The sequence below is a fragment of the Ruminococcus sp. AM26-12LB genome (assembly GCF_003480785.1).
Taxonomy (GTDB): domain Bacteria; phylum Bacillota; class Clostridia; order Lachnospirales; family Lachnospiraceae; genus Blautia_A; species Blautia_A fusiformis.
Genome location: NZ_QUJX01000008.1, coordinates 72,293 through 98,084 on the forward strand (window position 1 = coordinate 72,293; position 25,792 = coordinate 98,084).

Consider the following 25,792-nt stretch of genomic DNA (forward strand, 5'->3'; position numbering starts at 1 on the left):
ACTCCTTATCTTGTATTGCACATTTTCAGTATTTTGTTTTTGCACAAACCCTGTCTATTTTACAACAAACGTGTTCAAAAGTCATCGTTTTTTTCGATTTTGGAAAAAAACTCAATCCTTCCGGAACCTTCCGATCTTAAGCTTTTTTCCATCTGTTTCCACGGTAATAGCACCGTTTTTCATGGTGTATTCCACCTGACTTCCGGCCGCTTTAAGCCGCTCTACGGTTTCCGGTGACGGATGTCCGTAGGTGTTGGTAGAAGAACAGGAAATGATCGCCACTTCCGGCTTTATTTTCTCAAGAAATGCTTCTGTGGTAGAATAACGGGAACCGTGATGTCCCACCTTCAGACAGTCAACATCCTCAAGCCCCCCGGCTACCAGAAGCTTTTTCTCTGTATCTGCACCGATATCTCCGGTAAAAAGCATCTGAAAATCTCCAAAAGACAATTCCATCACCATAGCTTCCTCATTCACATCTTTTCCTGTGGCATTTTTCTCCGGCCACAGAACAGAAAAAGATACTTTGCCGCAAGGCAATTCATCCCCTTTTCCTGCTGTCACGACCTTAACTCCGGCTGTTTTTGCTGCCTCTGCAAGCTCCCTCCATGCATCTGGTCTTTCCGCCCAGGCAGGCAGGATCAGATATCCGGCCCGGATGGTTGTAAGACCTTTTCCCATATATTCCAGAAGCTCCTTCACACCGTTGATGTGATCCTGATCTGTATGGGAAATAAAAATCCCATCCAGCCAGGAAATCCCCTGACTTTTCAATGCCGGCAAAAGGCAGTATCTTCCAAGCTCCGACTGGCTGCTGCTTCCTCCGTCGATCAGAAAATGGTGATCCTCCGGGGTCTCCACAAGAATACCGTCACCTTGTCCTACATCCAGGCAGATCACCTTCAGGCTTCCTGCTGGATGATATCCCAGTATCAGGATTCCGACTGCCAGAAAAATACCGGCTGTTATCCGGATAGCATATAGCTTCCGGCAACCTGCTTCCGCCTGCTCCTCTGCTAGCTCCGTTTCCTCACTGACTGCTTTTTTCTTCCGGAACTGTTCTTTTATATACTGTCCCATAAACAGGACTGTGATCAAAAAGCCATAATATACCAGGATCTGCCATATTTCCGGCTCCCCTCCGATCCAGGTACTCCATCCTGATCTTCCTGCCAGACTGCAGAGATATTCATAAAAAAGCAGCAGTACCCTTGCCGGCAGGATTACCAGTTTTGCCGCAGGAATACTGAGAATTCCCAGCAGCAGCGCCGCCATTCCTCCAGTCAGCACTACCCCCACACTTGGAAGCACCAACAGATTCAGGATAAATCCGGCAATAGAGACTTCTCCGAAAAACTTCAGCATCACCGGCAGAGTCACAAGCTGAAGAGCTATAGGACTTACCAGTGCCTTTGTCCATTTTTTCTCCGCTCCTGCAAGGGCACAGATCTTTTCCGCAGCGAGCCCCATTCCCAGAACACAGCCAAAGGACAGAAGAAATCCGCTGTCCAGGAGATAGGCCGGAGATTCCACAAGGATCATCATGGCAGTTACGGAAAGAGCACTCATCATATCATAGATCCGTCCGGTGATTCTGGCTCCCATGGCGATCAAAAACATAGTTACTGCACGCATGGTGGAAACACTCCCTCCGGTCATGATTCCATACTGCAGCATCACTCCCAGAGAAAAAATCCCGGCAGGCCAGATTCCCAGTCCCATCTTCTTTAGAAGGTTATAAAGCCCCATTCCCAGAATACTGATATGAAGTCCGCTGATGGCAAGGATATGTATGATTCCGGCCAGCTGATAGCGCATCTGTGTTTCCGGATCCAGTTCCTGTTTGTCTCCAAGCGTCATGGCACAAAAAACAGGTGCATCTTTTCCTGCTGCTTCCTTCAGGATCTGTCTGCAGCTTTCTTTTATCTCCAAAAGAAGCTGCCTGTAGCCGGAATACACTGCTGTTTTCTTTTGGAGCACAGCCTTCTTCATAAAATAATAAATATGACGACAAGCATAATACTGTTGACTGTCAAAGCCCCCCGGATTCGCAGGACCTTCCACTCTTTTCAGTGTTCCCTTGACCAGAATCCGCATTCCCGGTTTCAGATCTTCTTCTTTTTTGAGAAATATTCTTACATTTTCAATTGGAAATTTTTTTGACTGATGGATAAGATATGTTTTTTTCAGATAAACAGACTGGGAAAATTCTGTGTTTTCATACTGTTCCACCTCCCCGCAGATCATGGAACCAGGGTGCGCTTCGATCTGCTCCTGCACATTTAACGGAAGGGGATTCCCCCTGATCAGAGGAATCCCCATAAGCTCCAGTGCGCCAAGACTCAGCACCATAAGAAAACACAAAAGCCACATCGGCCTTTTCGCCATAAATGTTCTCCCGTTTTCTGATATTTTGAAATGTTTTATTTTTTCTGTTCTTTTTTAGCCTTTGTATGTGCCAGCAGGCTGTCGTTCCATTCATAGAACTTATAAAGCTGCATATTCTGGCCAAAGGTCACTTCCTTGTTTCCTTCGATGGAAATCTCAACTTTGTCCACATCCGTTGCCGCGATCAGCGTATTTACCACCGAATACACGGCAACCTGTTCCGAAACATCCAGCGCATAATCCTGAAATACGGAATTATAATCCACATAGCAGATTCCGTTTGCTCTCGTCAGGGAAAGTACCTCTGAATTCTCCGGTATTGTAGGATAATGTCCTTTTTCCAGCGGACCTCTTGCAAGCTGCTCCAGAACCACCGTAGCCTTCGGAAGATTTCGTCTGTAGCGGACACTTCTCTGTTCCGCTACCAGTTTATCTCCGTTTTTATTTGTGAAATACAGAGTAAAGGTGTCATAGCTGTACACATCCCCATCGGACCCGGAAAACTCCACAAAGGTGTCGTTGTTCATGGCTCCCACTTCCTCACCCCTGGTATCTGTCAGCGGCTTTTTACCCACATAGATCTCCACAGAATCCACTCCTGGAACCTGTAAAAAGATCTTCACTATACCTGCCCGCACCAGAAGTTCTCTGGTACGTGACATTTTATCATAGGCCTCATTGAATTCTACGTTCAGGACTCCATCCTGTATAGAATAAGAAGAAATCTTTACCCCATCCGGAAAAAGTGAGATTCCGTCTTCCCGGGTCTCACGGTTATTCAGACTCTCGGAAAAATTGCGCAGCATCACTTCTGTTGTTTCCTTCTCCGGAGTATATTTTTCTTCTTTCAGTCTCGTTTCATCGCTGTTGATATAATAAAATCTATACTGCTGTTCTTCGTTTTTATTTCTTCCCGACAAACCTATGAAAGCAACCAGACCAAAAAGGATGCAGGCAGCGGCCACACAGATGATCAAAATCGTTTTTTTCATGCTGTACCTCCTAGGACGGGATATAGGACAGCGGGATCTTCACGGTAAATGTGGTTCCCTCGCCCTCTTTGCTGGATACCTTGATGATCCCATGATGCATGGCTATAGAACTTCTTGTAATAGCAAGTCCAAGACCGGTTCCGCCGATCTCTCTGGAATGGGATTTATCCACACGATAAAAACGCTCAAAGATCCGTTCAATGGAATCTTCCGGTATTCCCAGGCCGGAATCTGCAACCGTCACATAGAAATCCTTATGATCCGCATCCAGTGTTACGCGGACCCATCCCTCATCTACATTGTATTTGATACCATTTTCGACCAGGTTACTGATGGCAAGGGTAAATTTCACCTCATCCACATCTGCGGTTACCGGTCGGAACGAATCCAGGATCAGGTCAATCCTTCTCTGATCTGCAATAGGACGGAGACGCTTCAGGATATTCTCCAGCAGCTCATTGATATTCATATTACGGATATTCATATCTGCTGCTTTTTTGTCCATTTTTACCAGGGAGAGCAGATCGGTGATGATCTTGTTCTCTCTGTCAATCTCTTCTGTGATATCAGAAAGAAATTCCTGATACAGTTCCTCCGGAACCCCCTGCTGTCCTACCAGCGAATCCGCCAGAACCTTCATTGAAGTCATAGGTGTCTTCAGCTCATGAGACACATTGGATACAAACTCCTGTCTGGATTCATCCAACGTCTTCATTCTGGAAAGCATCTTGTTAAATGCATCTGTGATCAAAGCTGTCTCTGTATAATCCGGTACCGAAATCTCCTCATTCTGATATCCGTCTGTAAGGTCCTCGATTGCTTTCGTTACCCTGGCAAATGGCTTCACCAAGATCGTGGAAAGAATATACCCCAGAAAAATGGCCAGCACTACAATGATACCGATGATCAGAATCCCTTTCTGCTCCAGTTCATGGATGGTTGCTGTCACCTCACTGGAAGATGCCATGATCATCATGGCACCCTGCACCTGTTTTACATCCGGACTTTTTACCGGAACTGCCAGGATCAGCTTCTGGCTGTCAGAATCATATTGGTAGGCATCTTCTCCTTTAAAACAGTTCAATACTTTCTGGGAAACCAGAGTCCTGCCCTCATCCACGCCATAGGTATCCTTGATGATCCTGAAATCCCTGTCTACAATGAGAATCCTGCCACCATAGCTGTTGGACAGTAATTCCAGCTTGCTGTTCACCGTCTGAGAGCTGGTGTCATTCAGATAATTCTCCTTGATCAGCAGGTCGCACATAATGTCACAGATGTTCTCCATGCTCTGCACACGGTTGGCAATGGCACGATCTTCATAGTTGGCAATAACCATTTCCGTTACGATGACACTCGGTACGATTCCCAGTATGATCAGGATGATCAGAATACGAAAGCGGAGACTTTTGAAAAATTTGCCGTTCTTTTTGAACTTCACAGGTTATGCCTGGAAATAGTAGCCCACACCCCATTTGGTGTGTACATATTTCGGCTCACTGGGATTGGCCTCGATCTTTTCTCTCAGGCGGCGGATATGTACATCTACGGTACGGACATCTCCCGGATATTCATAGCCCCATACGATATTCAGAAGATTTTCTCTGCTGTATACCTTGTTCGGATTGAATACCAGCAGCTCCAGCACATCAAATTCCTTGGCTGTGAGGTTGATCTCTTTTCCGGAGATAAATACGCGGCGTCCTTCGCAGTCCAGCTTCAGTTCTCCGACTTCCACAGTCTTGGCCTTCTCCTGCTTGTCCTGTTTGCTGCCTGCACGGCGGATGATCGCCTTGATGCGGGCTTTGACTTCCAGGATATTGAAAGGCTTGGTGACATAATCATCAGCTCCGTATTCCAGACCCAGGATCTTATCCATATCTTCTCCTTTTGCTGTAAGCATGATGATCGGAACATTGGAAAATTCACGGATCTGCTGGCATACCTCAAGACCGTCCATTTTTGGAAGCATCAGGTCAAGAAGGATGATATCGTACTCTCCTGCTTTTGCTTTTTCCAGTGCTTCCTCTCCGTCATAGGCACAGTCCACTTCCATTCCGTCCTGCTCCAGACTGAAGCGAAGTCCCTTGACAATCAGTTTCTCATCATCTACTACCAATACTTTCCTGCTCATTTAGCGCTCCTTACTTTATTGCTATTTTATCCTTTATCTTCTCATAGGTTCCTTCTTTGATGCCTGGTACATTCATGATATCCTCTGCTGAAGTAAAGGGACCGTTCTCTTCCCTGTAAGCGATGATCGCCAGGGCCTTGGACTCCCCTACACCTGTGAGAGTAGTAAGCTGGGATACATCAGCGGTGTTCAGATCGATCTTCTGCTCTGTGGAAGATGCAGTCTCAGCTTCACCGGAATCCTCTCCGGCGGATTTCTGTCCGCTCGCCGTTTCGGTACTGTTTTCTGCTGTGACTTTCGATCCATCTTGGGTAGCTGCGATCCGCTGGCTGTCCACCTCCGCCTGGGTAGGCACATAAACCTGCTGTCCATCGGAAAGTCCCTTAGCACGGTTGAGATAGCTTGCCGCAGCTTCCGGAAGATATCCTCCGGCCTGCTCGATAGCCTGAAAAACACGGCTGCCATATGGAAGCTCATAGACTCCCGGACTGGTCACTGCTCCACATATATCTACATAAATGGTCTGAGGGGTGTCTGAGATCTCCGGCAGCTGTTTTTCAACCTCCGGATCCGGTTCCTCCGCAGACTCATTCTGTTTCTTCTGTGATATATCTGCCGCAGCCCCTGCGGATGCCTTCCCGGATACTTCACTTTCCGTATCCTTCAGTTCTTCCTGCTCTGCATCCATTCCGGATGCTTCCGTACTTTCTTCCTGCACCAGTTCTTTCTCCAGAAATTCTGTTCCGTCATCCTTACAGCCTGTCAGCCCTGCCAGGATCTCTAACAAAAATATGGAAAAAACAAGCCGAACACTTCTGATATGTGATCTTATTTTCATAGGTAGGCGGTTCACTCCTTTCCGCCGATGTGGCGGCAGGTGCCCCGTTACTCATGCAAAACCATACCTTATTTTAACGAAGTATTACAAATATTACAATACTTTTATTTCTATTTCCATTTGAAAATAACCACACCTGCAATACAGATCAGCATTCCCAACAGCTTTCTCCACTGAAAATCTGCTCTTTCCACACCGAAAATCCCCAGCAATTCTATAAGATAAGCCACCGCAAGCTGAGAAATGACAATAAGCATAACCGCCCGCGCAGGCCCCAGACTTCCCATACTCCGGATCACTGTGATAGTGATAAATGCACCGATCACTCCTCCGAGTAAATTATATTTATCCTCTACCTGCCACAGCATGCCGATACTTTCTCTGCCTGTAAAAAACCATGCTGCCACACAGACCAGAAATGCAGAAAACTGTACCCAGCCGGTTGAAACCCACAGACTGGTCTGTTTTGTTACATTTGTGTTAAATACCCCTTGAATACTCATCAGTGCACCTGAGATCAGTGCTGACAAAAATCCCCACATAAAAATCCCTCCATATATACTCCATTTCCGGTATTACTGCTGGAAAAAGGCGCTGCATATTTCTGCAACGCCTTTACGGTTTCTTATAGTTTATGTTGTTTTTCTGAAATTATTCCGGAAAATATTTTCTGAGATATATCCTTCCGGAAAACGCAATATGCGGCATCTCATAAAAAATGGCTGTTTTCGGACAGATCGGACGATAGAGTGGGTCTGCCACAATGATCCTGGCTGTTTTCAGCTTTTCTTCCATGGCTTCCTCGCCACAGATGACTTCATCTCCCTTGCGCAAAAGTCCCTCTGTGATCTCCAGCGGACAGAGTAGCTGAACCTTTTTTCCGTATTTCTGCTCTATGACTGCTGCCAGGGAGCCCATGGTAACCGGTTCTCCGATGATGGTAATGTCCGGTACGGAAAAAAATACCTCATCTTTGTCGGGCATTTCCCTGCTTTCTCCTGAAGGATCAGATACTGCTGACAGACTGTTCCTTCCCTGAAAATAGATTACCTGCTCCGGAGTTACTTTCCACAGTTCCTCCTGTTTCCCTAAGATCTGCCCTCCGCTTTCCTCTGTGGAGTCATCCTTCTTATTTACCCACTCTCCACAGGATCTATCCGCGATCCGCTCAAGTGCATCTGAAATCTGCCCCTCATAGCCTTCCACAGGAGTCCCCACGAGAAATGGCGTACCGAATTTTTCTTTCAGCACATTGGCCGCCGGGATTCCCACAGAGGATACCACAAGGTTTACCGCTGCTTCATCGGCACAGGACAAAGCTTCCAGCGTATCCCCCATAGCCCAGGTGGAAAGTATCTCCCAGCCATAGTTTTTCAGACGTTTTTTCATGGCATCTACTGCAGACTGCGGGCCAAGATCAAGGGGGGTTGCTCCAAGAATATTTAATTTCCGGTTTCTCTTCTCTGTAGATCTTTCAGCAGATCCTGTGGGTGCTTCTGAACACCTTCCGGTTTTCTCTGCAGCTCCTGTAAAATGTCCGGCGATCTCTGCCAGCGCCAGCCCTGCTCCGTATACATAGTCATGCATGCCGCTGGTCGGAACCGAAAATGCCGGGATTCCGATTCTTGCCGTAAGTGCACGGGCCAGTCCCGGAAAATCCGTTCCATTCATAAAAGGGATCGGAGAGCTTGCAAGTGCAATAAATTTCGGTTTCAGCTCCTTTGCCGCCTCTTCGATATCTTGAAGAAATTTCTCATCATTTCCCATAATGGCATCGATATCCGTAAGACCTGAGATAAAGATCAGACTGTCCTGATCGTACCACCGGATCTCATCATGGGTATTATAGGTAGAATTACAGCCGGAGGGATCATGCATCACTGTCATTCCTCCAAGCTCATACAATGCAGAGCAGACGCCGGACACGTCTGCCGTGTAGATCGGTATGATCCGATATGCCTGTCTCATATGCAGCTTTCGCACCCCCATCCCTTTCGAACGATCAGATCCTCCGGAGCTTTTTCCTCATTAAATGCCTCCAGCATCAGCTGTGCAGTACGTCTAATCCCGTCAAAGCCCCAAAGCCCGCCACCCTGTACCATATTGACAAAATTCCGACTTCCGGTAAACCAGGCTGCTTTTTGTCCGACGGCAAGGATTTTTTCGGAATGCTGCCGTGGCCGCACTCTCATCTCCGGGCGGACAGTCGAAATCAACATGAGTTCCGGGTAATTCTCCTTCAGCCAGAAAAATACTTCTTTTTCTTCCGGGCTGATACTGTCCAGAAAAACGGACTGTACCTGAAATCCATGCGTAAGGAGAAGCTTTGCAAGTCCCAGAGGTCTTGGATGAAAAAGATAATCCACAGCTACGGGAGTGTCACCGATGATCTGGTGTGCATGGAAAAGAGCTTCCTCGCATTTTCGGATCTCCGTTTCGATATCCAGGCCATTTTTACCGCCACTTTGCTGATCCAGCAGCTCCAGCAAATACTTTTCCTGCGTCTCTATCTCCTCATAGTCAAAGCTTCCGGGCAGGTATAAAAACGGCCTTCCAAGTCTCTCCGCCTGCTGCTGTACTCCGAATTTTCCTGCCGGATAACAGTTAAGGATCAGGCTTCCCTCTCCCAGGCTCTGATAATCCTCCCAGGTCTTACAGGCCGGTGCTTCCCGGAGACGGATTCCGTTCTTTTTCAGGATCCGGCAGATATCTGCACTCTCATCCAGCACAAAATCACTGCCCAGGACTGTGACACATTCCGGATCTGCTTTCCTCTCCGGTACTGCATCATACATGGCACGGCGCAGCTTCTGATCCGGAGTCGGACCTGTTTTCTGCATGACAGGATCCATAAAGCATCGCATAAAAAAGATCTCCGGAAATCTTTCTTCCAGTTCTCCGTAGATGCGGTCCAGATCACTTCCCAGAAAATGATGAAGACACACGGTAAAAAGCAGTACTGCCTTTGGCTTCTCATCCAGCCGGTTCAGAATATCCGTCACTCCTTCAATGGTCACATCCTCCAGATTTCCGCCCAGAAGATCCTTTTCCTCCACGATCACAAAGGAAAAACGGTCTGCCGCATTCATCTCTGCGGCAGTCAGCACAACGCCACGCATGCAGTTATCCGCACAGACGTAGATCTGCCTTGCTTCCGGAACCAGCATTCCCGTATGTACGATATTCCAGTTTCCATGGACTGGTGAATTAAATTCCAGCCCCGACTGAAAGGGAACCGGAAAAGAGGCTTCCTTTATAAATATTTCTGTTTTTCCCGAAAGCTCTCTGTTACCAACTCTTTTTAACATGAGCCTTCCTCCCTGCATGCACTCAGGATCTGCTCGGCCAGTGTCCGGTACTCCTCTGCCATCTCACAATCCGGATAGGCTTCCAGAAGAGTTTTTCCTCGATTCTCTGCTTCCAGGACCAGTTCACTTCTGGAAAGCGTTCCCACTACCCGCGTATGAAAATCCTCTGCCAGCTCCCGGACTTTTTCTTCCTCTCCCGGCACGTTCCGCCGGTTCAGGATCACGCCGCCAAGAGATGCATATCCTCTGTTTCTGAAATTATCCACTGCCATGGCAATATTTGCCCCTGCATGGATGGCCATGTTTTCTCCTGAGGTGATGATAAATACCTTATCTGCATACCCCTTTCGCATGGGCATGGAAAATCCACCGCAGACAACATCTCCCAGTACGTCATAAAAAACAATGTCCGGTTTATAGGTCTCATAGGCTCCGTTTTCCTTAAGCTTCTCGAGAGCAGTAATGATACCTCTTCCCGCACATCCAAGCCCAGGTGCAGGACCGCCGGCTTCCACACAGACTACACCCCCATATCCGATCTGCACCATATCCGTAAGCTTCAGCTCCTGGCGTTTTTCGTTATACAACTCCAGCACAGTGGGAACTTTTTTTCCATGCCTGAGAAGGATCGTGGAATCTGCCTTGGGATCACAGCCGATCTGCATCACTTTCATTCCCTTTTCCGCAAGGGCAGCTGCCACATTGGAAACCGTAGTAGATTTTCCGATGCCGCCCTTTCCGTATACCGCAACTTTTATCATTTTCTGTCCTCCGCTTTTGTGATCACATTGGAATATGCCGTTTTGGCGGAAACTCCACTGAGGTGGCCGATCTTTCCGGATAAGGAGCTGATCACATCCTGTGGTGCGTCAATGGCAATACTGATGATATTGATGCCTTTTTCCCGGTAAGGGATCCCCATTCTCCCGATAATATATTTTCCCGCTTCATGAAGAAAACGGTTGATATCATCGATCACGTCATTGTTTTCCACAATGATCGAGATCAATGCCACTCTTGTCTCCATAAGATCTGACTCTCCTTTCCGGTATTATCAGCAGATCCTCGGCAGAAGCTCTCCTCCCGGCTGCGGAAGAAGTGCCTGCGTTCCGATCTCCGTAATCATGACAACCTTTCCCGGCTGGTCTTCCGTAACTTCACCGATAATGGCTGCGTCCCTGGAATAAGGACATTTACGCAATGCTTCCACGATCCTTCCTGCCTCTTCCTTTGGTGCCATGATCACCATGCGTCCCTCACATGCCAGATAAAGCGGCTCCAGGCCAAGCATGCCGCAGACACCCTTTACCTCCGGAGCTACCGGAACAGCTGCTGCATCCAGGCGGATCCCTACGTTACTCTGTCCTGCGATCTCGTAAAGAACCGTTCCGACACCACCTCTTGTGGCGTCACGGATCACATGAATGTTATGGGTGGCATCCAGCACTTCTTTTACAGCTTCCCACAGCGGTGCGCAGTCACTTGTCACATCTGCGTCAATGCCGAAATCCTCTCTTGCCAGAAGAATGGTGCATCCATGTCTTCCCACATCACCGGTTACAATAATGGCATCTCCCGGTTTTGCCAGCTCACCGCCTACCTGAACGCCCTCCTGGATCTCACCCATTCCGGTTGTTGTGATAAACACACCATCAACCTGACCTTTTCCTGCCACCTTAGTATCTCCGGAAACAATACGCACTCCGGCTTCTTTTGCTGTTTTTTCCATGGCTGCGGCAATCTCCTCCAGCTTCTCCATGGGAAAACCCTCCTCAATGACAAAAGCGCAGGTAAGATACATCGGTTTTGCTCCCATACAGGCAAGGTCATTAACGGTTCCGCAGATGGAAAGCTTGCCGATATTTCCCCCCGGAAAAAATGCCGGAGAAACAATAAATCCATCGGTGGATACTGCCATTTTTCCTGCAGGCGGAACCAGCACGGCCGCATCATCGGCTGTGAGATCCGGATTTGCAAAATGCGCTTTGAATACTTCATCGATCAGTTCTGAGGTCTGACGGCCTCCGGCACCGTGTGCCATGGTCACTGTTTTATTTTCCATAATATTATCTTCTTTCTATGCTGGGTCAAAGGAATTTCATATCGGTTTCATCCTGTCAGATCTTCCGGATACGATCCTTCGTTTGTACTATATGTAATGTATCATATTTCGCAGTCCATTAAAGCGGACATCAGTTTCCGTACATAAAATATGCGGAACACGCTCCTTCATTGGATACCATACAGGCACCTACCGGATGCTGCGGGGTACAGACCTTTCCGAATACCTTACAATCTGATGGTTTGCATTTCCCCTGAAGCACATCCCCACAGCGACAGGCCGGATTTGGTCTGCCCTGGATCGGCGGCACTGCATATTTTTTTCTGGCATCAAAGGCTTCCCACTCCTTCCGGAGCACCAGGCCGGACCCCGGGATCACACCCAAACCGCGCCATTCGGAATCACAGGGCTCCATCAGTTCTTCGATTAGCTTCTGTGCCTCCGGGCTTCCCTCACTTTTTACCACACGGGGATAGCAATTCACAAAGAACGGTTTTCCTTCCTGAAAACGTACCAGTGCAACAGCCAGTGCCGTAAGCAGCTCCTTCGCTGTAAAGCCTGCCACCACACCACTGATGCCTTCCTCTGCCAGCTGCTCGCAGAGCGCAGTTCCTGTGATCGCATTGACATGTCCAGGATAAAGGAACACATCCGCACTGCCCTTTAATGCCTGATAAGCCTGGGGCATGGTCTTGTTTGCCACAAGGAGCGAATAATTGGAAAGTCCGTCCTCTCCGGCCTTTTTCACGGAAAGACAGCCGGCAGGCGTGGTGGTCTCAAAGCCAACGGAAAGAAATACCACCTGCTCTTTTGGATGCTCTTTCGCATATTTTTCCGCATCTGCCGGTGAATAGACGATCCGTATCCTGGCGCCTTCTGCCCTGGCATCTGCAAGGCTTTTCTTTGTTCCCGGTACGCGGACAAGATCACCGAATGTGCAGATCGTCACCTGTTTTTTCAGAGCAAGATAAACGGCCTCGTCAATAAACCCTACCGGTGTTACACAGACCGGACATCCCGGTCCTGAGATCAGCTCCACCTGCGGCGGCAGAAGCTTGCGGATCCCCAGACGGAAGATCTCGTGGGTATGTGTTCCGCAGACCTCCATGATCCGCACCGGCGGCCCCTGATATCCTTCTATGATCTCTCTTGCTGTTTTTTTCCTCTCTTCCATCACAGCAGTTCCTCCATCAGCTGGTCTGTCTCTTCCTCGTCATCATCGGTGATCTTTGCAATGGCAACACCTGCATGCACCATCACATAATCCCCCGGCTCCAGGTCTCCCAGGAGCTGGGCGGAAACCTCTCTCTTTGCGCCGCCTGCATCCACCACTGCTGTTCCGTCACTGATCTTTACTACTTTTGCTGATAATCCTACACACATATCTGTGCCTCCCATCCTGCATTTCTGCTGTATGCTCCATGCGTTATCATAAAACATTTATGATCCGTATCTGCATGATCTCGTCTATATTTATCTGTGCCGCTGCACATAAGCCATCCCATACACCGCCTGTCCCAGTGCGATCCCTCCGTCATTCGGCGGGATCAGGCTGTGCTTCAGAACTTTAAACCCCATTTCCGTAAGGCCGTCATCTACCAGCTCCAGAAGCAGCCGGTTCTGAAAGACACCGCCACTTAATGCCACTTTCCGGATTCCGGTCTGCCGCTCTGCTTCCTCACAGGCTGCAAGGATCTCATCTGCCAGTGCCCGGTGAAATCCATAAGCCAGCTTCCCGGGATCCTCTCCTGCAAGCCTTGCCCGGACCAGATATGCAACGATCTCACCTGTATTTAAAATAAATTTTCGTTCATCTTCAGACGCTTCTGAGATGCCTGTGCCTTCCGGAATGTCTTCCTTTTCTGACATCCGTATCTTCAGATTTTCTTCCGGATTTTTCTTCTGCATCTCCCGCTGCTTTCTCCAGGCCTCCGCCGCAAATTCCAGTGCTGTGGACGCTTCTCCCTCAAAGGTGGACGCTCTCCGGATCCCCAGGATCGCACTAACTCCGTCAAAAAGTCTTCCTGCACTGGTGGAAGTCACGGCATTGATCTTCCGCTGTGCCATAGTCACCAGTACCTTTGCTTCCTGGTCTGTGCAAAGTCCCAGTTTACGGACAGTGTTCAGGGTTCTTTCCAGATCTCCCGTATTCTGCCAGATCAGGGAAACGGCGATCCGCCAGCCTTCTTTTGCAGAAATATCTCCGCCAACCTGGACAAAGGGTTCTATACTTCCAAACCTTGTAAATCCCTGACAATCTGCGGTCAGGATCTCTCCGCCCCAGATGGTTCCATCGGTTCCATAGCCTGTTCCGTCAAAGGAAACCCCTATCACCTTTTCTTTGCAGTCATTTTCTGCCATGCAGGATAAAATGTGTGCATAATGATGCTGCACCCTCAGAACAGGAAGCCCAAGCTCCTCTGCCACTACTGTGGAATTATATTTAGGGTGAAGATCACAGACCACTATCTCCGGCTGCACCTCCAGAAGTGTTTCCAGCCGCCCAATCGTCTCCTTCAGGGCTTTTACCGTTCGAAGATCCTCAAGATCTCCCACATAAGGGGAGGGATAAAAACGGTTATCCACACCAATGCAGAAGGTGTTCTTAAGTTCTCCACCTGCTGCGATCACCTGGCCCTTCCAGGGTGTGGAGACCATAAACGGCAGAGGTGCATACCCGCGGGAACGGCGGATCATATAGGGTTCACCCTTATAGAAATCCATCACCGAATCGTCGGCCCGGATACGTATCTTCCTGTTGTGGGAAAGGATGCAGTCACAGAGATGGGAAAGCTCCTCTGCCGCCTCCTCATCATCTCTGCAGATAGGCGCCCCGGAAGTATTTCCACTGGTCATTACCAGAAGCCCGGGCATCCGGATCCCATCATCATAATGAAAAAGAAGCAGCTGAACCGGTGCATAGGGAAGCATGACACCCACCTTGGGATTCCCGGGTGCAATGCTCTCACAAAGCCTCGTTTCTCCCGGCAGCTTATCCAATAGCAGGATCGGCTTCTGATGCCCGGTAAGGATCTTCTCCTGCTCCTCACTGACCTGACAGATCTCCTTCACAGCTTCCATATCCTGTGCCATCACTGCAAAAGGCTTCACCGGACGCCGTTTCCGCTGCCGCAGCCGCTGTACTGCCTCCTCACTGGTAGCATCACAGCAAAGGTGAAAACCACCGATCCCCTTGATGGCCACGATTCCGCCGGAAGCAATGATCTTCCTTGTATAAGTGATAGCCTCCCGGCCCCGTTCCTCTCTTCCCGCCAGGTATACCTCCGGGCCGCAGTCATTGCAGCACACCGGCTGGGCATCATAACGTCTGGTATCCGGGTTATGGTACTCATCTGCACAGGAGGGACACATGGGAAATTCCTTCATACTGGTCCGTTCACGGTCATAAGGAAGCGAATCCAGGATCGTCAGTCTGGGACCGCAGCAGGTACAGTTGATAAAGGGATGCAGATACCGCCTGTTTTCCGGATCAAACATCTCCGCCTTACATTCATCGCAGATTGCGATATCCGGGGAGACAAAAATCTCCCCCTTTGTCTTCTCACTTTCGATGATATCAAACTGTGTAAATTTCTCCGGCTCCTCCACCGGTTCTTCAAGAAGCTTCAGGATAACGGCACGCTTCGGTGGCTTATTCCCGATATCTGCGATAAAGGCATCCACATCCTGCTGCTTACCCTGAGCAAAAATCTCCACATAGGGTCCTTTATTGGACACACTGCCACGGATTCCTCTTGCCATAGCATGACGACTCACCGTAGGGCGAAATCCCACTCCCTGTACGATCCCGTAAACACGGATCATTTTCGTAATTTCCCGCTCCATATGTTTCTCCATTCCCTGCAGCTTTTTCCACTGATCCGGCTGCAGCATGCATGTAACTTTATGTCCTTCCCTTATGGTCTACCTGCATTTTCCGGATACTGCAAAATGCACTGTATCCACAAACACTCCTGAAAAAGCCTTTGTCATCCGCTTCATACATGGATCTGCAAAGATCACGTCATATCCGCCCTTCTCTGCCAGTTCCATGTGATCTTCCTCATCCCTTAATGACACATCGCCCTCCTCCAGGAGATCTTTTTCCATGGAAAACCAGCTTGCCACGGTGATCTCTCCGTCCGCACCACGTTTCCGTAGCTCCTCTCTTATGGAACCGGCCATCACCTGCTGCTGCACGATGAGAATCTTTTTTCCTGTATAATCCATATCAGGAACCAGCTCTTCCGCCAGAGGATATCCCACCTCATAAGGTGTTCCGAAGGTTTTCTCCAGATATCTGGCACATTCCAGTGCCGCAGGAGAAACCACGATATTTTTTTCCGCAGAGGAGGCTTTTTTTACCTCATCAAGCCCGTCTCCCATTCCGTAGCAGACTGCTCTCTGTCCTCTGGCACGGAATTTTTCACGGATCTTGTCTGCTGCTTTCAGGTCACTGACATCCTGAGGTGTCATTCCGAGAACTCCTGTCTTACCAGCCTCCACAGGCAGCTTTTCCCGGGCAAAGGCTTTAAAAAGCTCCAGATAAGCCTTCCGCTCTCCCGCATCATAAAGCTCCATTCCGTTGGTATTTACCGTAAGCACCGGAAGATCTGTTTTCTTCTCGCACATCCGCCGCAATGCCTGATGATCCGTTCCGATCACAGCCGGTACCGGTGTTCCGATAATGGCTGCAAAGCCTGCCTCCACCTTTACTGCTGCATCCACAAGCTTGGCAACCAGGCGGTCATCCCGTCCCAGGATGGCATCCATATCCCGAAGTCCTGCGCTGAATACCGCGCTTTTCTGTTCAAACCATCTTGGTTCATCAAAGCCGCAGACATTTCCCGCACATCCTCCTGCATCACAGATCACGATGATCCCGCCAAGCTCATACAGCACTGACACGGCTCCGGACTGATCCGGTGCAAAGGGTGTCAGATATTTCCGAAGTCCTCTCATACCTTTTCTCCCTTCTGCAAAACTTTCTCTGTCAGTGTTTCAAACAGCCTGCGTACCCCCGCATAGCCATAGGGCTGCCGGTCCTGATTCCACACGGCATTTGGCTGATCCCGGTGATAATATCCTGCATCCTTTCCTATGGTAAGGTTCACTCCGCTCCCGGACGGATCGTAATACAGCATGGTGGGTTCCATATTGGAAAAAACCTTTGTATCCGGACTCAATTCCGCAAGATGCCGTATGTATACAAAATTCTCGGCTGTGATAGTTCCGTAGATCTCCGGCACCCGGAAACCATACCGCACCAGGGCCAGGGCCAGCTCAAAGGGATCTCCGTTCATGCACTCCCCTACAGCAAAAGACGCATCCGGACAGACCTCCCGGAATCGCTCCACTGCCTCTTCTGCTGCTTTTTTATACACTTCCTGATCAAAAGAGACTCCAAGAACCTGTCCCAAGGCACGATACTGATTTTCGATCTTATCTGTCTGGTAGAGCCTCCGAAGCTCAATAAAAGGAATCTTCAGCCGGTCATGAAAATCCTCCGCTGCAAACCTTGCTTCCGGATGAAGCACCAGATTAAAATTGGCCTGTGACATGGTCTGATATTCTTCATAATCCTTACATCTTGAGATCTCATGGATGGTCTTTACGCCTGCCTGCTGCAGCAGCTCATACATCTCGCAGTCATCAACCAGCGGCGAAAAAAATCCCAGAAGATTGACCACATTTCCCTTTTTCTTCTGTGGCTCAAGGAGGGAGTATAAGGACTGGCGCACATGGACCATAGGCGGCTTTCTGCCCTCACGTGTCAGTGCGTACATGTAACAGGGACGCACCGGAATATCCACCTTTTCCTCTGCCTTCCGGCAGACACGTTCCATATCCGTTCCCAGAAGTGCATCCACACAGGTGATACAGATCATCACCACAGACGGCTTCTTCTCACAGCAGTCGCAGATCTCTTTTACCGCTTTCGGGATCTTTTTCAGGTGACGGCCTGTAACAATATCCGTCTCGTCCATCATCAGATAAAAAAATCGATCATTGTACTCCGGCATGGAGCTGATAAGAGAAGTATTTCTTCCGCAGCATCCCGGTGCCACGATCAGCATAATGGAATCCGGCACTGCAAGCCCGGCCCGCTTTACGCCAAAGCCCTCCGCTCCCGGAGAGTTAAATGCCAGAGTTGCAGGAGAGCTGTAGATCAGATGCTTCCCGGAGATCATCTGCGGAGGGATCGCTTCCAGCCCGGCCCGGGCCAGTTCTTCTGCAGTTGCAAAATATGCTTTCTTTTTCATATATCCTCCTTCTCCGTTTCTTCACTTTCCAGTAGCTTCCTCGCCAGTGCAAAAAATTTCTCACTGATCTCAGAATTCTCGTCTCCCTCGATCACTGTTTTGCCCTGATCCTCCCATCGGATGATCTCGTCACTTCTCGGGATCTCACCCACGATCGGGATATTGTTTTTTTCTGCAAAAGCATTTACTTTTTCCGTTTCATTCTCCACATTCCTGTGATTCAGCACGATCCCAAAGATCCTCGCATAGCTTCGATCCTCAAAATTCCGCACAGCGCTGGAAATATTATTGGCTGCATAGAGCGCCATTTTCTCTCCGGATGTAACAATGAGTACTTTTTCCGCATAGCCCTCTCGGATCGGTGCCGCAAAACCGCCGCATACCACATCCCCAAGAACATCGTAAAGCACTACATCCGGCTTCCAGGTCTCAAAAAGCTTCAGATCCTCCAGAAGCTGAAAGGTTGCGATGATACCTCTGCCTGCACAGCCAAGTCCCGGCGTGGGGCCGCCGGTCTCAATGCAGAGGACTCCACCAAAGCCCTCCTTTGAAATATCCTCCAGCTTTTCCGGCTCCTCATCCTCTTCCCGCATATAATTCATTACCGGCCGTAGAGGTTCTCCCCCAAGAAGATTGATGGTGGAATCCGCCTTGGGATCACAACCGATCTGGATCACTCTCTTCCCCATGGCTGCAAAAGCCGCCGCCAGGTTGGACGTCACTGTAGACTTTCCGATACCGCCCTTTCCGTATACTGCTACCTTCAGCATAAAATCCTCCCTAATTCATTCTGTCCGCTCCCGCAGGTATTTTTCATAAAAAAAGCTCTTTCACGCACAAGGTGAAAGAGTCCCGTATTCCGCTCACAAAACATAGTCAGGCGGATATTCGCGATCCGCATTTGCTGCTTGTTCATAACCGAATAACTGGCTTCGCAGTTGATTCGGTTAAGCTGTGCCGGATGAACAACGATTCCTGCTCGGATATTCCTTGCCGTCAAAGTCTGTTTCCTGCTGTATTTTGTTTTAATGCCTCATCCGGATAGAAAGAAAATCTTTCATTCCGTCTGAATTTTTCTGTTTTTATTATACAATGGTGTACATTAGTGAGTCAATTGCAACTCTGACTTTTTATACAAAAAAAGACCCCCAGGCGAAATATTTTTAAGCATTTCGCCGAGAAGTCTCTTCTCTGATCTGCCGGCTCAGAAGCCGCGGCAAAGTTATTCTTATGATAAAGCTTTACTGGATAGAAACTACGTGATATCCTCTGTCTTCCACTACCTTCTTAAGCTCTTCGTTGGAGATCTCTCTGTCATAGGAAACCACTGCCTCACCTTTTTTCAGGCTTACTTTTGCTGCCGCACCGTCAATGCGGTTGATCGCTCTTGTGACGCTGGCCACACAGTTCTCACAGTGCATGCCTGTGATCTTCATGGTTTTCTCACCCAGCTTGGTTCCATCCAGCTTCTTCTTCGGAATCTCCGGCTTGCTGCCGCCTCCGCAGCAGGCGCCTTCGCCCTTCAGATGTTTATATGCGCCTTTTCCGGCAAACAGCATAATGATGATAACAACGATGACAACAATTGCATTTGCCATGATTTCTTTCCCTCCTGGTTACTTATGCATTCCACTGCAGCCGGAGCAGCCGGAACAATGACCGGAGCAGCTGCCGCCACAGCCTCCTGTACGTGTGTTACCGGCACAGCCGACACAGCTGAGCCCCTGTTTCTTTCTTGAATAGAGATAACTGATCACAAATACGCCATATGCGATCACCAGTGCCAGTACAATAATATCCGCTATCATACTCATATCTGTCACCCTTTCTTTCGCTGTACAGCCTATGAACTGCTGCCAGCCTCTGATGAATACTTTTGTAAAAAAACTTCCATATTTCTTCAGGCTTATTATAGCACAGAAGACCAGGTATTTACATCCCCGGTCTCCTGCATTTCTTATCATTTCAGCTGTTCTTACAGCATCATTTCAAAGCTATCATATGTACCGGATCGTTACTGTATGACCGGTTTTCAATTACTCTGCTGCCTGTACAGATCTCTTTGTAACATCGTTCTGGTTCTTGTACGGATCTGGTCTGAACAGAAGGAAGAGCAGGATCGCTGCAAGAATCAGCGCTACGATCGTTCCAATTCCGAAGGAACCGGCACCTGTGACAACAAGACCGATCTGGTATACACAAAGTGTTACAACATAAGCAAAAATGTTCTGGAAGAGAATTGCAAACCAGAACCATTTTCTGGACTGCATCTCATGTGCCATTGTAGAAATAGCTGCAAGGCACGGAGAATCAAGCAGGTTGAACAGCAGGAAAGAAAATGCTGCTACTGCTGTCGGGAACCATGCTTTGATTGCTGCACCAACGATCATGGTATCCTCTGCATCATCACCAGCTACGTTTGCAAGAACACCCATTGTACTTACGATGGACTCTTTTGCGGAGAATCCGGAGATGGAGGCTGCAACCGGCTGCCATTTGCCAAATCCAAGAGGAGCAAAGATCGGAGCAAGGATACCGCCAAGGATAGCCATGATACTGTCGTTGCTGTCCTCAACAAATCCGATTCCGCTTCCTGTATTTCCGATACTGGAAAGGATCCACATGATAACGGTTGCAAGGAAAAGAATGGTACCGGCTTTGATGATGAAGCCTTTCAGTCTCTCCCAAACATGAAGCAGAACTGTCTTTACAGACGGAATGTGATACTGTGGAAGCTCCATTACGAACGGAGCAGGTTTACCGGAGAAAGGTTTTGTTTTCTTCAGGATGATCGCAGATACAAGAACTGCTACAACACCGATAAAGTACATCAGTGGTGTGATGAAACCAGCAGCTACGTAGTCACCGGTTACATAAGCTGTCATGATACCACCCATAAGAGCGATAACAGGAAGCTTGGCACCACATGGAATAAATGTTGCTGTCATGATCGTCAGACGACGGTCATTATCTGCCTCGATCGTTTTGGAAGCCATGATTCCAGGGATTCCACAGCCGGAGGAGATAAGAAGCGGGATAAAGCTCTTTCCGGAAAGTCCGAAATGACGGAATACACGGTCCATGACGAATGCGATACGAACCATGTAACCGCAATCCTCAAGGATGGAAAGGAACAGGAACAGGATTGCCATCTGCGGAACGAATCCAAGCACTGCACCAAGACCACCGATGATACCATCTGATACAAGGCTTACCAGCCAGTCCGCAACGCCGGCATTGCCGAGTCCATCCGATACAACACCCTGGATGGTTCCCACAAAGCTGTCGTTTGTCCAGTCTGTTACCATGGTACCAACTGTTGTTACCGATACATAATAAACGATGAACATGGTAAGGATAAAGATCGGAAGACCGAGAACACGGTTTGTTACGATACGGTCGATCTTATCGGAAACTGTCATCTTATTTCCGCTTCTCTTAACGTTTGCAGAAACAACCTTCTGGATGTACTGATATCTTCCATCCGTTACGATACTCTCTGTATCATCATCCTCTGCCTTCTCAAGGCCAGAAGCAATCTCCTCGATCCTGGACTGTGCAGAAGCCGGAAGGTTCAGACCTTCTTTTACCTTGCTGTCTCTCTCAAGAAGCTTTACTGCATACCATCTCTTGTTCTCCTCAGCGATGTTTGCAGGAACAAATCCCTCGATCTCATTTACAGCTTTTTCTACTGCTTTCGGAAATTCCATCTGCTTAGATGGTACTCTGTGCTGGTTCGCACATTTGATTGCCTCATCAACAACCTCTTTAAGGCCTGTTCCTTTAAGAGCAGAGGTCTCAACGATCGGGCATCCAAGCGCGGAGCTTAAGCCTTTTACATTGATATGGATGTTGTTCTTTTTCAGAAGATCCACCATATTAAGAGCGATAACAACCGGGATACCGATTTCAAGAAGCTGAGTTGCAAGATACAGGTTTCTCTCGATGTTTGTTGCATCCACAAGATCGATGATCACATCCGGTTTCTCTTTCAGAAGGTAATCACGGCTGACAACCTCCTCAAGTGTATACGGGGAAAGTGAATAGATACCCGGAAGGTCTGTTACCGTTACATCCTTCTGGTTTTTCAGCTTGCCCTCTTTTTTCTCTACAGTAACACCTGGCCAGTTACCAACGTACTGGTTTGCGCCTGTAAGAGCATTGAACATTGTAGTCTTACCACAGTTCGGGTTTCCGGCAAGAGCTATTGTTACAGACATTTTGCATCCTCCTTTTTTCAGGTCAGAGCCTGACGCTCTGTCATTTTTCGAAGCTTATTTACTTTACTTCCACACATGCTGCGTCATGCTTACGCAAGGAAAGCTCATAACCTCTGATGGTGATCTCAACCGGATCTCCAAGAGGAGCTACCTTTCGGATATAAACCTCGCTGCCTTTTGTGATTCCCATATCCATGATACGACGCTTGTAAGCCGGGTCGCCGGTGATCTTGGAAACAACTACTGTAGAACCTACTGCTGCATCACGTAAAGTCATTTCTCTTTTCCTCCCTGTTCATATTCCAATTCCTAATCTATCCTCAACTGCACCTTCCGCAGTTTGGGGCAAATTCACTACCGGTCACTGCCTCGCAGTCCGGTCACACCATAATGTGTCTGGCCATTTCCTTATTGACTGCTACTCTGGAATCCTTGACATTTACGATCAGATTGCCGTCAAACTGAGAAATAACTGTCACTTCCGCATTCTCAACAAAACCAAGGCCTGCAAGAAATCTTCTTGTATCCTCCGCTCCGGAAATACGCTTGATCGTGCCAGTATCACCTGACTGTAAAAATAAAATCGGCTGCATGGAATCCCTCCGTTTCTTTCTATTAATTAACTCAGTCTAATTAGTTATACCTAACTCATAGGTTAGTTTATACTAAGTTTTTTCGAATGTCAATCCCCTAAATGAAAAAAGTTAATCAAGATTAAGTTTTTATAAACAAAATATAAAAAAAGTTCCTGCATTCTGAGGTATTTCTGTCTGGCAGAAGGTTACCTCAGAATGCAGGAACTCTGTTCTGATTCTTTTTCTGTTTGCAGCCTGTTAAGCTAAAAACCCCTTCCGGAACTTTTTCTTTCTTCCGTGCTGCTCATATTTTTATCTCTTAGTGGATCTGATCATTCAAAAGCTTCAGGATCAGATTCTCCGTTTCATTGATTCCGTAGCTTGCACTGTTGATACAAAGATCGTAGTTATCCGGCTTGCCCCACTGAGCTCCGCCGTAAAAATTGTAATACCGTCTGTGCTGGCTGTCCATCTTCTTCAGGAAACGGACTGCCTGCTTCATATTCATCTTCCTTACATCCATAACATGCTGCACACGGATAGCAAAAGGAGCTGTGATAAACAGACTGATATGCGGAATGTGATTGTTCTTGAGGATCGCATCCGCACACCTTCCCATAATGATGCAGTCCTCTTTTGAGGCCAGATCGCAGATCAGGTCACTCATGTTAAAGAATACCGCATCCTGTTTCGGAAGACCATGGTAACGGTTGAATTCCCGGAACCAGCCCTTGGGATCAAATTTATGCTTCTTCTCATATTTATTGAAATCCGCAAAATATTCCGCATCGTTGACCGCGCCCTTTTCCGCCTCAAGACGCCTTAATACCTGATCAAAGATCTCCACATCATAATAGTTGATCCGAAGCTTGTCTGCCAGTCCGAAACCGATATCATTACCGGCACTTCCCTGTGTACGACTGATGCAGATGACCAGATGGTCATTCTCAGAGATTTTTTCCCTCCGCTTGATCATATGATTCAGTGCCACACGTTCCTTATCCATGATATCCGTAGCAACAAAAGTCTCTGGCAGCGTCAGGATCTCCTGAAAGATCTCATCATATTTCTTCATGAGACGGCTTTTTTCTTCTTTATCCTTGATGGTCCTGGCCATGTTGCTGATCAGTGCCATCTCGCTTCGAAGAAGATGTCCGTCCGGTTTGGTATACATCAGAGCACTTAAGTTCCGGATAGTGCCTTCTCTGTCACCGGTGAAGGTACGTCCAAGGGAAGATCCTACGCTTTCATAAACCTCGCCATCCAGTTCATAAAGTCTGGTGGCAAGCTCTCTGCATTTCTCTCGAATGTTATTATCCTGCATATTGATCCTCCTCCCTTATAAAAAGAATACCAGCATATCGATGATGAACACCGGTACCAGGAAACAAATGGACCATGCCATATATCCGAAGAAGGACGGCATGTTGATACCATTTTCGTCAGAAAGTGTCTTGACCATAAAGTTCGGAGCATTGCCGATATATGTATTGGCGCCCATAAATACAGCACCGCAGGAAATCGCAGAAAGAAGCTTTACGGGAACCGTTCCCAGCGTTGTTGCGATTCCGTTTGTAAATCCGAGAGTTCCCGCTGTTGTCAGAAATACCAGATAGGTCGGTGTATTATCCAGGAAGCTGGACAAAGCTCCGGTCGCCCAGAACATCTGGTACGGCTCGGTGATACCGAGATTCGGTCCTACTGCTTTCAGAAGCATCAGGGCCGGCTGCATGGTGATAAAAATACCGATGAAAAGTACTGCAACCTCCTTGATCGCACCCCAGGTAAAATGGTTCCGCACACGGATCCTTTTATCCGTTGTTTTAAAGGACAGAAATGCAGCTGCCAGGATCAGGACGATCTCAATGATCGACGGGAAGCTTAAAGTAACCTCACCGAAAATATGAATCCCCTTTACATTTCCGGCTGCATCCTGGAATACAGGCATACCTGGAAGCATTCCGCTTAAGATAACACCCACAACGATCATCACAAGGAAGATGATATTATGAAGACCCTCGATCTTAAACTCGGTACCCGGTTTGCTGATATCCGGTTTACGTCCCTCTGCGATATCCTTCTTGTAAGAGCGCATATCCAGATGATAGAACACAAACAGAAGAATCACCATATTAAAGATCAGTACCGGAAAAAGATGCAGGCTCCAGAAGAACGGAACTCCTCGCATGAAGCCCATCAGAAGCGGCGGATCACCGATCGGTGTCAGGCAGCCACCCATGTTGGATACCATAAAGATGAAAAAGATCATGATATGACCCTTTCTCTTTCTCCAGGAATTCATTTTGATCACCGGACGGACCATCAGCATGCTGGCTCCGGTAGTTCCGATACAGCTGGAAAGCAGGGTTCCCAGTGCAAGAAGTCCTACATTTACTCTTGGCGAACCCGCAAAATCACCCTCAACTGTAATGTTACCGGATACACAGAACAGTCCGAATAACAGGATGATAAATGTAAGATAGTCATTGATCACGCACTCAAGTACTGTTTCCGCAGTTTTTCCGGCACCGTAAACAACTGCAAACGGAATGATCATAAGAACGATCCAGAATGCAACCACAACGGGCTGATGTGACTCCCACCACTCACCCTTTACCAGCGGCATCACTGCAACACACAGAAGAAGGCCCGCAAAAGGGATACAAAGCCACACCGGCACACCAGATCCTGTCCCACCGTTTCCGGCTGCCCATACACCCACAGGACATGCCAGAAATACTGTCAGAAAAGTACACATGACGGTTAATAATTTTTTCAAAATTCTCACCCCTCACATAAATTTTTTTACCAGTGAAATTATAACATATGGCGTTCTAAAATCAACTGTGTAGATGTGCAATTTATACTCGAACCCTCTCTCTTTTTTGTGCATTTTGTCGGTGTATCATAGCAGTTTTTGTTTGTTTTCAAACACACGACCAGATTTTCGGATACTGTTTTCTATATCTGTTATATAATTTATATACATTTTCTCTCTGACAAAAAAGCAGC

At 48.0% G+C, this 25,792-nt stretch carries 24 protein-coding genes; all 24 read right to left on the bottom strand.

What is annotated here, in order from left to right:
* Positions 1–111: 111 nt before the first annotated feature.
* Positions 112–2,388, bottom strand: coding sequence for a DNA internalization-related competence protein ComEC/Rec2 (locus tag DW694_RS07480; protein ID WP_118752784.1), 2,277 nt, complete (start codon positions 2,386–2,388; stop codon positions 112–114).
* 35 nt (positions 2,389–2,423) lie between these two features.
* Positions 2,424–3,380: a GerMN domain-containing protein gene (locus DW694_RS07485; protein WP_118752785.1), complete on the bottom strand. Its 957-nt coding sequence runs from the start codon at positions 3,378–3,380 to the stop codon at positions 2,424–2,426.
* Positions 3,381–3,390: 10 nt separating this feature from the next.
* Positions 3,391–4,821: an ATP-binding protein gene (locus tag DW694_RS07490; protein ID WP_021651567.1), complete on the bottom strand. Its 1,431-nt coding sequence runs from the start codon at positions 4,819–4,821 to the stop codon at positions 3,391–3,393.
* A gap of 3 nt (positions 4,822–4,824) precedes the next feature.
* The gene (locus DW694_RS07495; RefSeq protein WP_015525979.1) at positions 4,825–5,514 is read right to left on the bottom strand and encodes a response regulator transcription factor; all 690 of its coding nucleotides are present in this window, start codon (positions 5,512–5,514) and stop codon (positions 4,825–4,827) included.
* A gap of 10 nt (positions 5,515–5,524) precedes the next feature.
* Positions 5,525–6,352: a ComEA family DNA-binding protein gene (locus tag DW694_RS07500; RefSeq protein ID WP_118752786.1), complete on the bottom strand. Its 828-nt coding sequence runs from the start codon at positions 6,350–6,352 to the stop codon at positions 5,525–5,527.
* A 110-nt stretch (positions 6,353–6,462) separates the two neighbouring features.
* Positions 6,463–6,894 (bottom strand): DMT family transporter, encoded by a 432-nt coding sequence (locus DW694_RS07505; RefSeq protein WP_118513181.1) that lies wholly within the window; start codon positions 6,892–6,894, stop codon positions 6,463–6,465.
* A 109-nt stretch (positions 6,895–7,003) separates the two neighbouring features.
* The gene (locus DW694_RS07510) at positions 7,004–8,320 is read right to left on the bottom strand and encodes a nitrogenase component 1 (RefSeq protein ID WP_118752787.1); all 1,317 of its coding nucleotides are present in this window, start codon (positions 8,318–8,320) and stop codon (positions 7,004–7,006) included.
* On the bottom strand, positions 8,317–9,660 hold the full coding sequence (locus tag DW694_RS07515; protein ID WP_118752788.1) for a nitrogenase component 1: 1,344 nt from the start codon (positions 9,658–9,660) through the stop codon (positions 8,317–8,319). The genes DW694_RS07510 and DW694_RS07515 overlap by 4 nt, the downstream gene beginning before the upstream one ends.
* Positions 9,654–10,421, bottom strand: a complete 768-nt coding sequence (locus tag DW694_RS07520; protein WP_022426403.1) for a nitrogenase iron protein NifH — start codon at positions 10,419–10,421, stop codon at positions 9,654–9,656. The genes DW694_RS07515 and DW694_RS07520 overlap by 7 nt, the downstream gene beginning before the upstream one ends.
* Positions 10,418–10,687, bottom strand: coding sequence for a TM1266 family iron-only hydrogenase system putative regulator (locus DW694_RS07525; RefSeq protein ID WP_021651574.1), 270 nt, complete (start codon positions 10,685–10,687; stop codon positions 10,418–10,420). Before DW694_RS07525 ends, DW694_RS07520 begins: the two co-directional genes overlap by 4 nt.
* A gap of 27 nt (positions 10,688–10,714) precedes the next feature.
* The gene (gene hypE, locus DW694_RS07530; protein ID WP_118752789.1) at positions 10,715–11,722 is read right to left on the bottom strand and encodes a hydrogenase expression/formation protein HypE; all 1,008 of its coding nucleotides are present in this window, start codon (positions 11,720–11,722) and stop codon (positions 10,715–10,717) included.
* 130 nt (positions 11,723–11,852) lie between these two features.
* Positions 11,853–12,896 carry a hydrogenase formation protein HypD gene (gene hypD / locus DW694_RS07535; protein ID WP_110103326.1) on the bottom strand — a complete coding sequence of 348 codons (1,044 nt, stop codon included), beginning with the start codon at positions 12,894–12,896 and terminating at the stop codon, positions 11,853–11,855.
* Complete coding sequence (locus DW694_RS07540) at positions 12,896–13,105, bottom strand: HypC/HybG/HupF family hydrogenase formation chaperone (RefSeq protein ID WP_022426401.1); 210 nt, start codon at positions 13,103–13,105, stop codon at positions 12,896–12,898. The genes hypD and DW694_RS07540 overlap by 1 nt, the downstream gene beginning before the upstream one ends.
* Before the next feature lie 90 nt (positions 13,106–13,195).
* Positions 13,196–15,568 carry a carbamoyltransferase HypF gene (gene hypF, locus DW694_RS07545; RefSeq protein WP_118752821.1) on the bottom strand — a complete coding sequence of 791 codons (2,373 nt, stop codon included), beginning with the start codon at positions 15,566–15,568 and terminating at the stop codon, positions 13,196–13,198.
* Between the two features lie 78 nt (positions 15,569–15,646).
* On the bottom strand, positions 15,647–16,684 hold the full coding sequence (locus tag DW694_RS07550) for a nitrogenase component 1 (RefSeq protein ID WP_118752790.1): 1,038 nt from the start codon (positions 16,682–16,684) through the stop codon (positions 15,647–15,649).
* Positions 16,681–17,985: a nitrogenase component 1 gene (locus DW694_RS07555; RefSeq protein WP_118752791.1), complete on the bottom strand. Its 1,305-nt coding sequence runs from the start codon at positions 17,983–17,985 to the stop codon at positions 16,681–16,683. The genes DW694_RS07550 and DW694_RS07555 overlap by 4 nt, the downstream gene beginning before the upstream one ends.
* Positions 17,982–18,755, bottom strand: coding sequence for a nitrogenase iron protein NifH (locus DW694_RS07560; RefSeq protein WP_021651581.1), 774 nt, complete (start codon positions 18,753–18,755; stop codon positions 17,982–17,984). The genes DW694_RS07555 and DW694_RS07560 overlap by 4 nt, the downstream gene beginning before the upstream one ends.
* Positions 18,756–19,226: 471 nt before the next feature.
* Positions 19,227–19,583, bottom strand: a complete 357-nt coding sequence (locus DW694_RS07570; protein ID WP_021651583.1) for a heavy metal-associated domain-containing protein — start codon at positions 19,581–19,583, stop codon at positions 19,227–19,229.
* An 18-nt stretch (positions 19,584–19,601) separates the two neighbouring features.
* Entirely contained in the window at positions 19,602–19,799 is a 198-nt protein-coding gene (locus tag DW694_RS07575) for a FeoB-associated Cys-rich membrane protein (RefSeq protein ID WP_092070282.1), read from the bottom strand.
* Between the two features lie 222 nt (positions 19,800–20,021).
* Entirely contained in the window at positions 20,022–22,205 is a 2,184-nt protein-coding gene (gene feoB, locus DW694_RS07580) for a ferrous iron transport protein B (protein WP_110103322.1), read from the bottom strand.
* Positions 22,206–22,263: 58 nt separating this feature from the next.
* Positions 22,264–22,482, bottom strand: a complete 219-nt coding sequence (locus DW694_RS07585) for a ferrous iron transport protein A (RefSeq protein WP_015525998.1) — start codon at positions 22,480–22,482, stop codon at positions 22,264–22,266.
* Between the two features lie 103 nt (positions 22,483–22,585).
* Complete coding sequence (locus tag DW694_RS07590; protein WP_015525999.1) at positions 22,586–22,798, bottom strand: FeoA family protein; 213 nt, start codon at positions 22,796–22,798, stop codon at positions 22,586–22,588.
* Between the two features lie 301 nt (positions 22,799–23,099).
* Positions 23,100–24,104, bottom strand: coding sequence for a cytidylate kinase-like family protein (locus DW694_RS07595; RefSeq protein ID WP_022426396.1), 1,005 nt, complete (start codon positions 24,102–24,104; stop codon positions 23,100–23,102).
* A gap of 15 nt (positions 24,105–24,119) precedes the next feature.
* Positions 24,120–25,559 (bottom strand): sodium:proton antiporter, encoded by a 1,440-nt coding sequence (locus DW694_RS07600; protein ID WP_118752792.1) that lies wholly within the window; start codon positions 25,557–25,559, stop codon positions 24,120–24,122.
* Positions 25,560–25,792: the final 233 nt, after the last annotated feature.

What these genes read in the sequence shown, in the direction of transcription:
- DW694_RS07480 (WP_118752784.1), bottom strand. Translation starts at nt 2,388, where the DNA reads ATGGCGAAAAGGCCGATGTGGCTTTTGTGTTTTCTTATGGTGCTGAGT.
- DW694_RS07485 (WP_118752785.1), bottom strand. Translation starts at nt 3,380, where the DNA reads ATGAAAAAAACGATTTTGATCATCTGTGTGGCCGCTGCCTGCATCCTT.
- DW694_RS07495 (WP_015525979.1), bottom strand. Translation starts at nt 5,514, where the DNA reads ATGAGCAGGAAAGTATTGGTAGTAGATGATGAGAAACTGATTGTCAAG.
- DW694_RS07500 (WP_118752786.1), bottom strand. Translation starts at nt 6,352, where the DNA reads ATGAAAATAAGATCACATATCAGAAGTGTTCGGCTTGTTTTTTCCATA.
- DW694_RS07505 (WP_118513181.1), bottom strand. Translation starts at nt 6,894, where the DNA reads ATGTGGGGATTTTTGTCAGCACTGATCTCAGGTGCACTGATGAGTATT.
- DW694_RS07510 (WP_118752787.1), bottom strand. Translation starts at nt 8,320, where the DNA reads ATGAGACAGGCATATCGGATCATACCGATCTACACGGCAGACGTGTCC.
- DW694_RS07515 (WP_118752788.1), bottom strand. Translation starts at nt 9,660, where the DNA reads ATGTTAAAAAGAGTTGGTAACAGAGAGCTTTCGGGAAAAACAGAAATA.
- DW694_RS07520 (WP_022426403.1), bottom strand. Translation starts at nt 10,421, where the DNA reads ATGATAAAAGTTGCGGTATACGGAAAGGGCGGCATCGGAAAATCTACT.
- DW694_RS07525 (WP_021651574.1), bottom strand. Translation starts at nt 10,687, where the DNA reads ATGGAGACAAGAGTGGCATTGATCTCGATCATTGTGGAAAACAATGAC.
- hypE (WP_118752789.1), bottom strand. Translation starts at nt 11,722, where the DNA reads ATGGAAAATAAAACAGTGACCATGGCACACGGTGCCGGAGGCCGTCAG.
- hypD (WP_110103326.1), bottom strand. Translation starts at nt 12,896, where the DNA reads ATGGAAGAGAGGAAAAAAACAGCAAGAGAGATCATAGAAGGATATCAG.
- DW694_RS07540 (WP_022426401.1), bottom strand. Translation starts at nt 13,105, where the DNA reads ATGTGTGTAGGATTATCAGCAAAAGTAGTAAAGATCAGTGACGGAACA.
- hypF (WP_118752821.1), bottom strand. Translation starts at nt 15,568, where the DNA reads ATGGAGCGGGAAATTACGAAAATGATCCGTGTTTACGGGATCGTACAG.
- DW694_RS07550 (WP_118752790.1), bottom strand. Translation starts at nt 16,684, where the DNA reads ATGAGAGGACTTCGGAAATATCTGACACCCTTTGCACCGGATCAGTCC.
- DW694_RS07555 (WP_118752791.1), bottom strand. Translation starts at nt 17,985, where the DNA reads ATGAAAAAGAAAGCATATTTTGCAACTGCAGAAGAACTGGCCCGGGCC.
- DW694_RS07560 (WP_021651581.1), bottom strand. Translation starts at nt 18,755, where the DNA reads ATGCTGAAGGTAGCAGTATACGGAAAGGGCGGTATCGGAAAGTCTACA.
- DW694_RS07570 (WP_021651583.1), bottom strand. Translation starts at nt 19,583, where the DNA reads ATGGCAAATGCAATTGTTGTCATCGTTGTTATCATCATTATGCTGTTT.
- DW694_RS07575 (WP_092070282.1), bottom strand. Translation starts at nt 19,799, where the DNA reads ATGAGTATGATAGCGGATATTATTGTACTGGCACTGGTGATCGCATAT.
- feoB (WP_110103322.1), bottom strand. Translation starts at nt 22,205, where the DNA reads ATGTCTGTAACAATAGCTCTTGCCGGAAACCCGAACTGTGGTAAGACT.
- DW694_RS07585 (WP_015525998.1), bottom strand. Translation starts at nt 22,482, where the DNA reads ATGACTTTACGTGATGCAGCAGTAGGTTCTACAGTAGTTGTTTCCAAG.
- DW694_RS07590 (WP_015525999.1), bottom strand. Translation starts at nt 22,798, where the DNA reads ATGCAGCCGATTTTATTTTTACAGTCAGGTGATACTGGCACGATCAAG.
- DW694_RS07595 (WP_022426396.1), bottom strand. Translation starts at nt 24,104, where the DNA reads ATGCAGGATAATAACATTCGAGAGAAATGCAGAGAGCTTGCCACCAGA.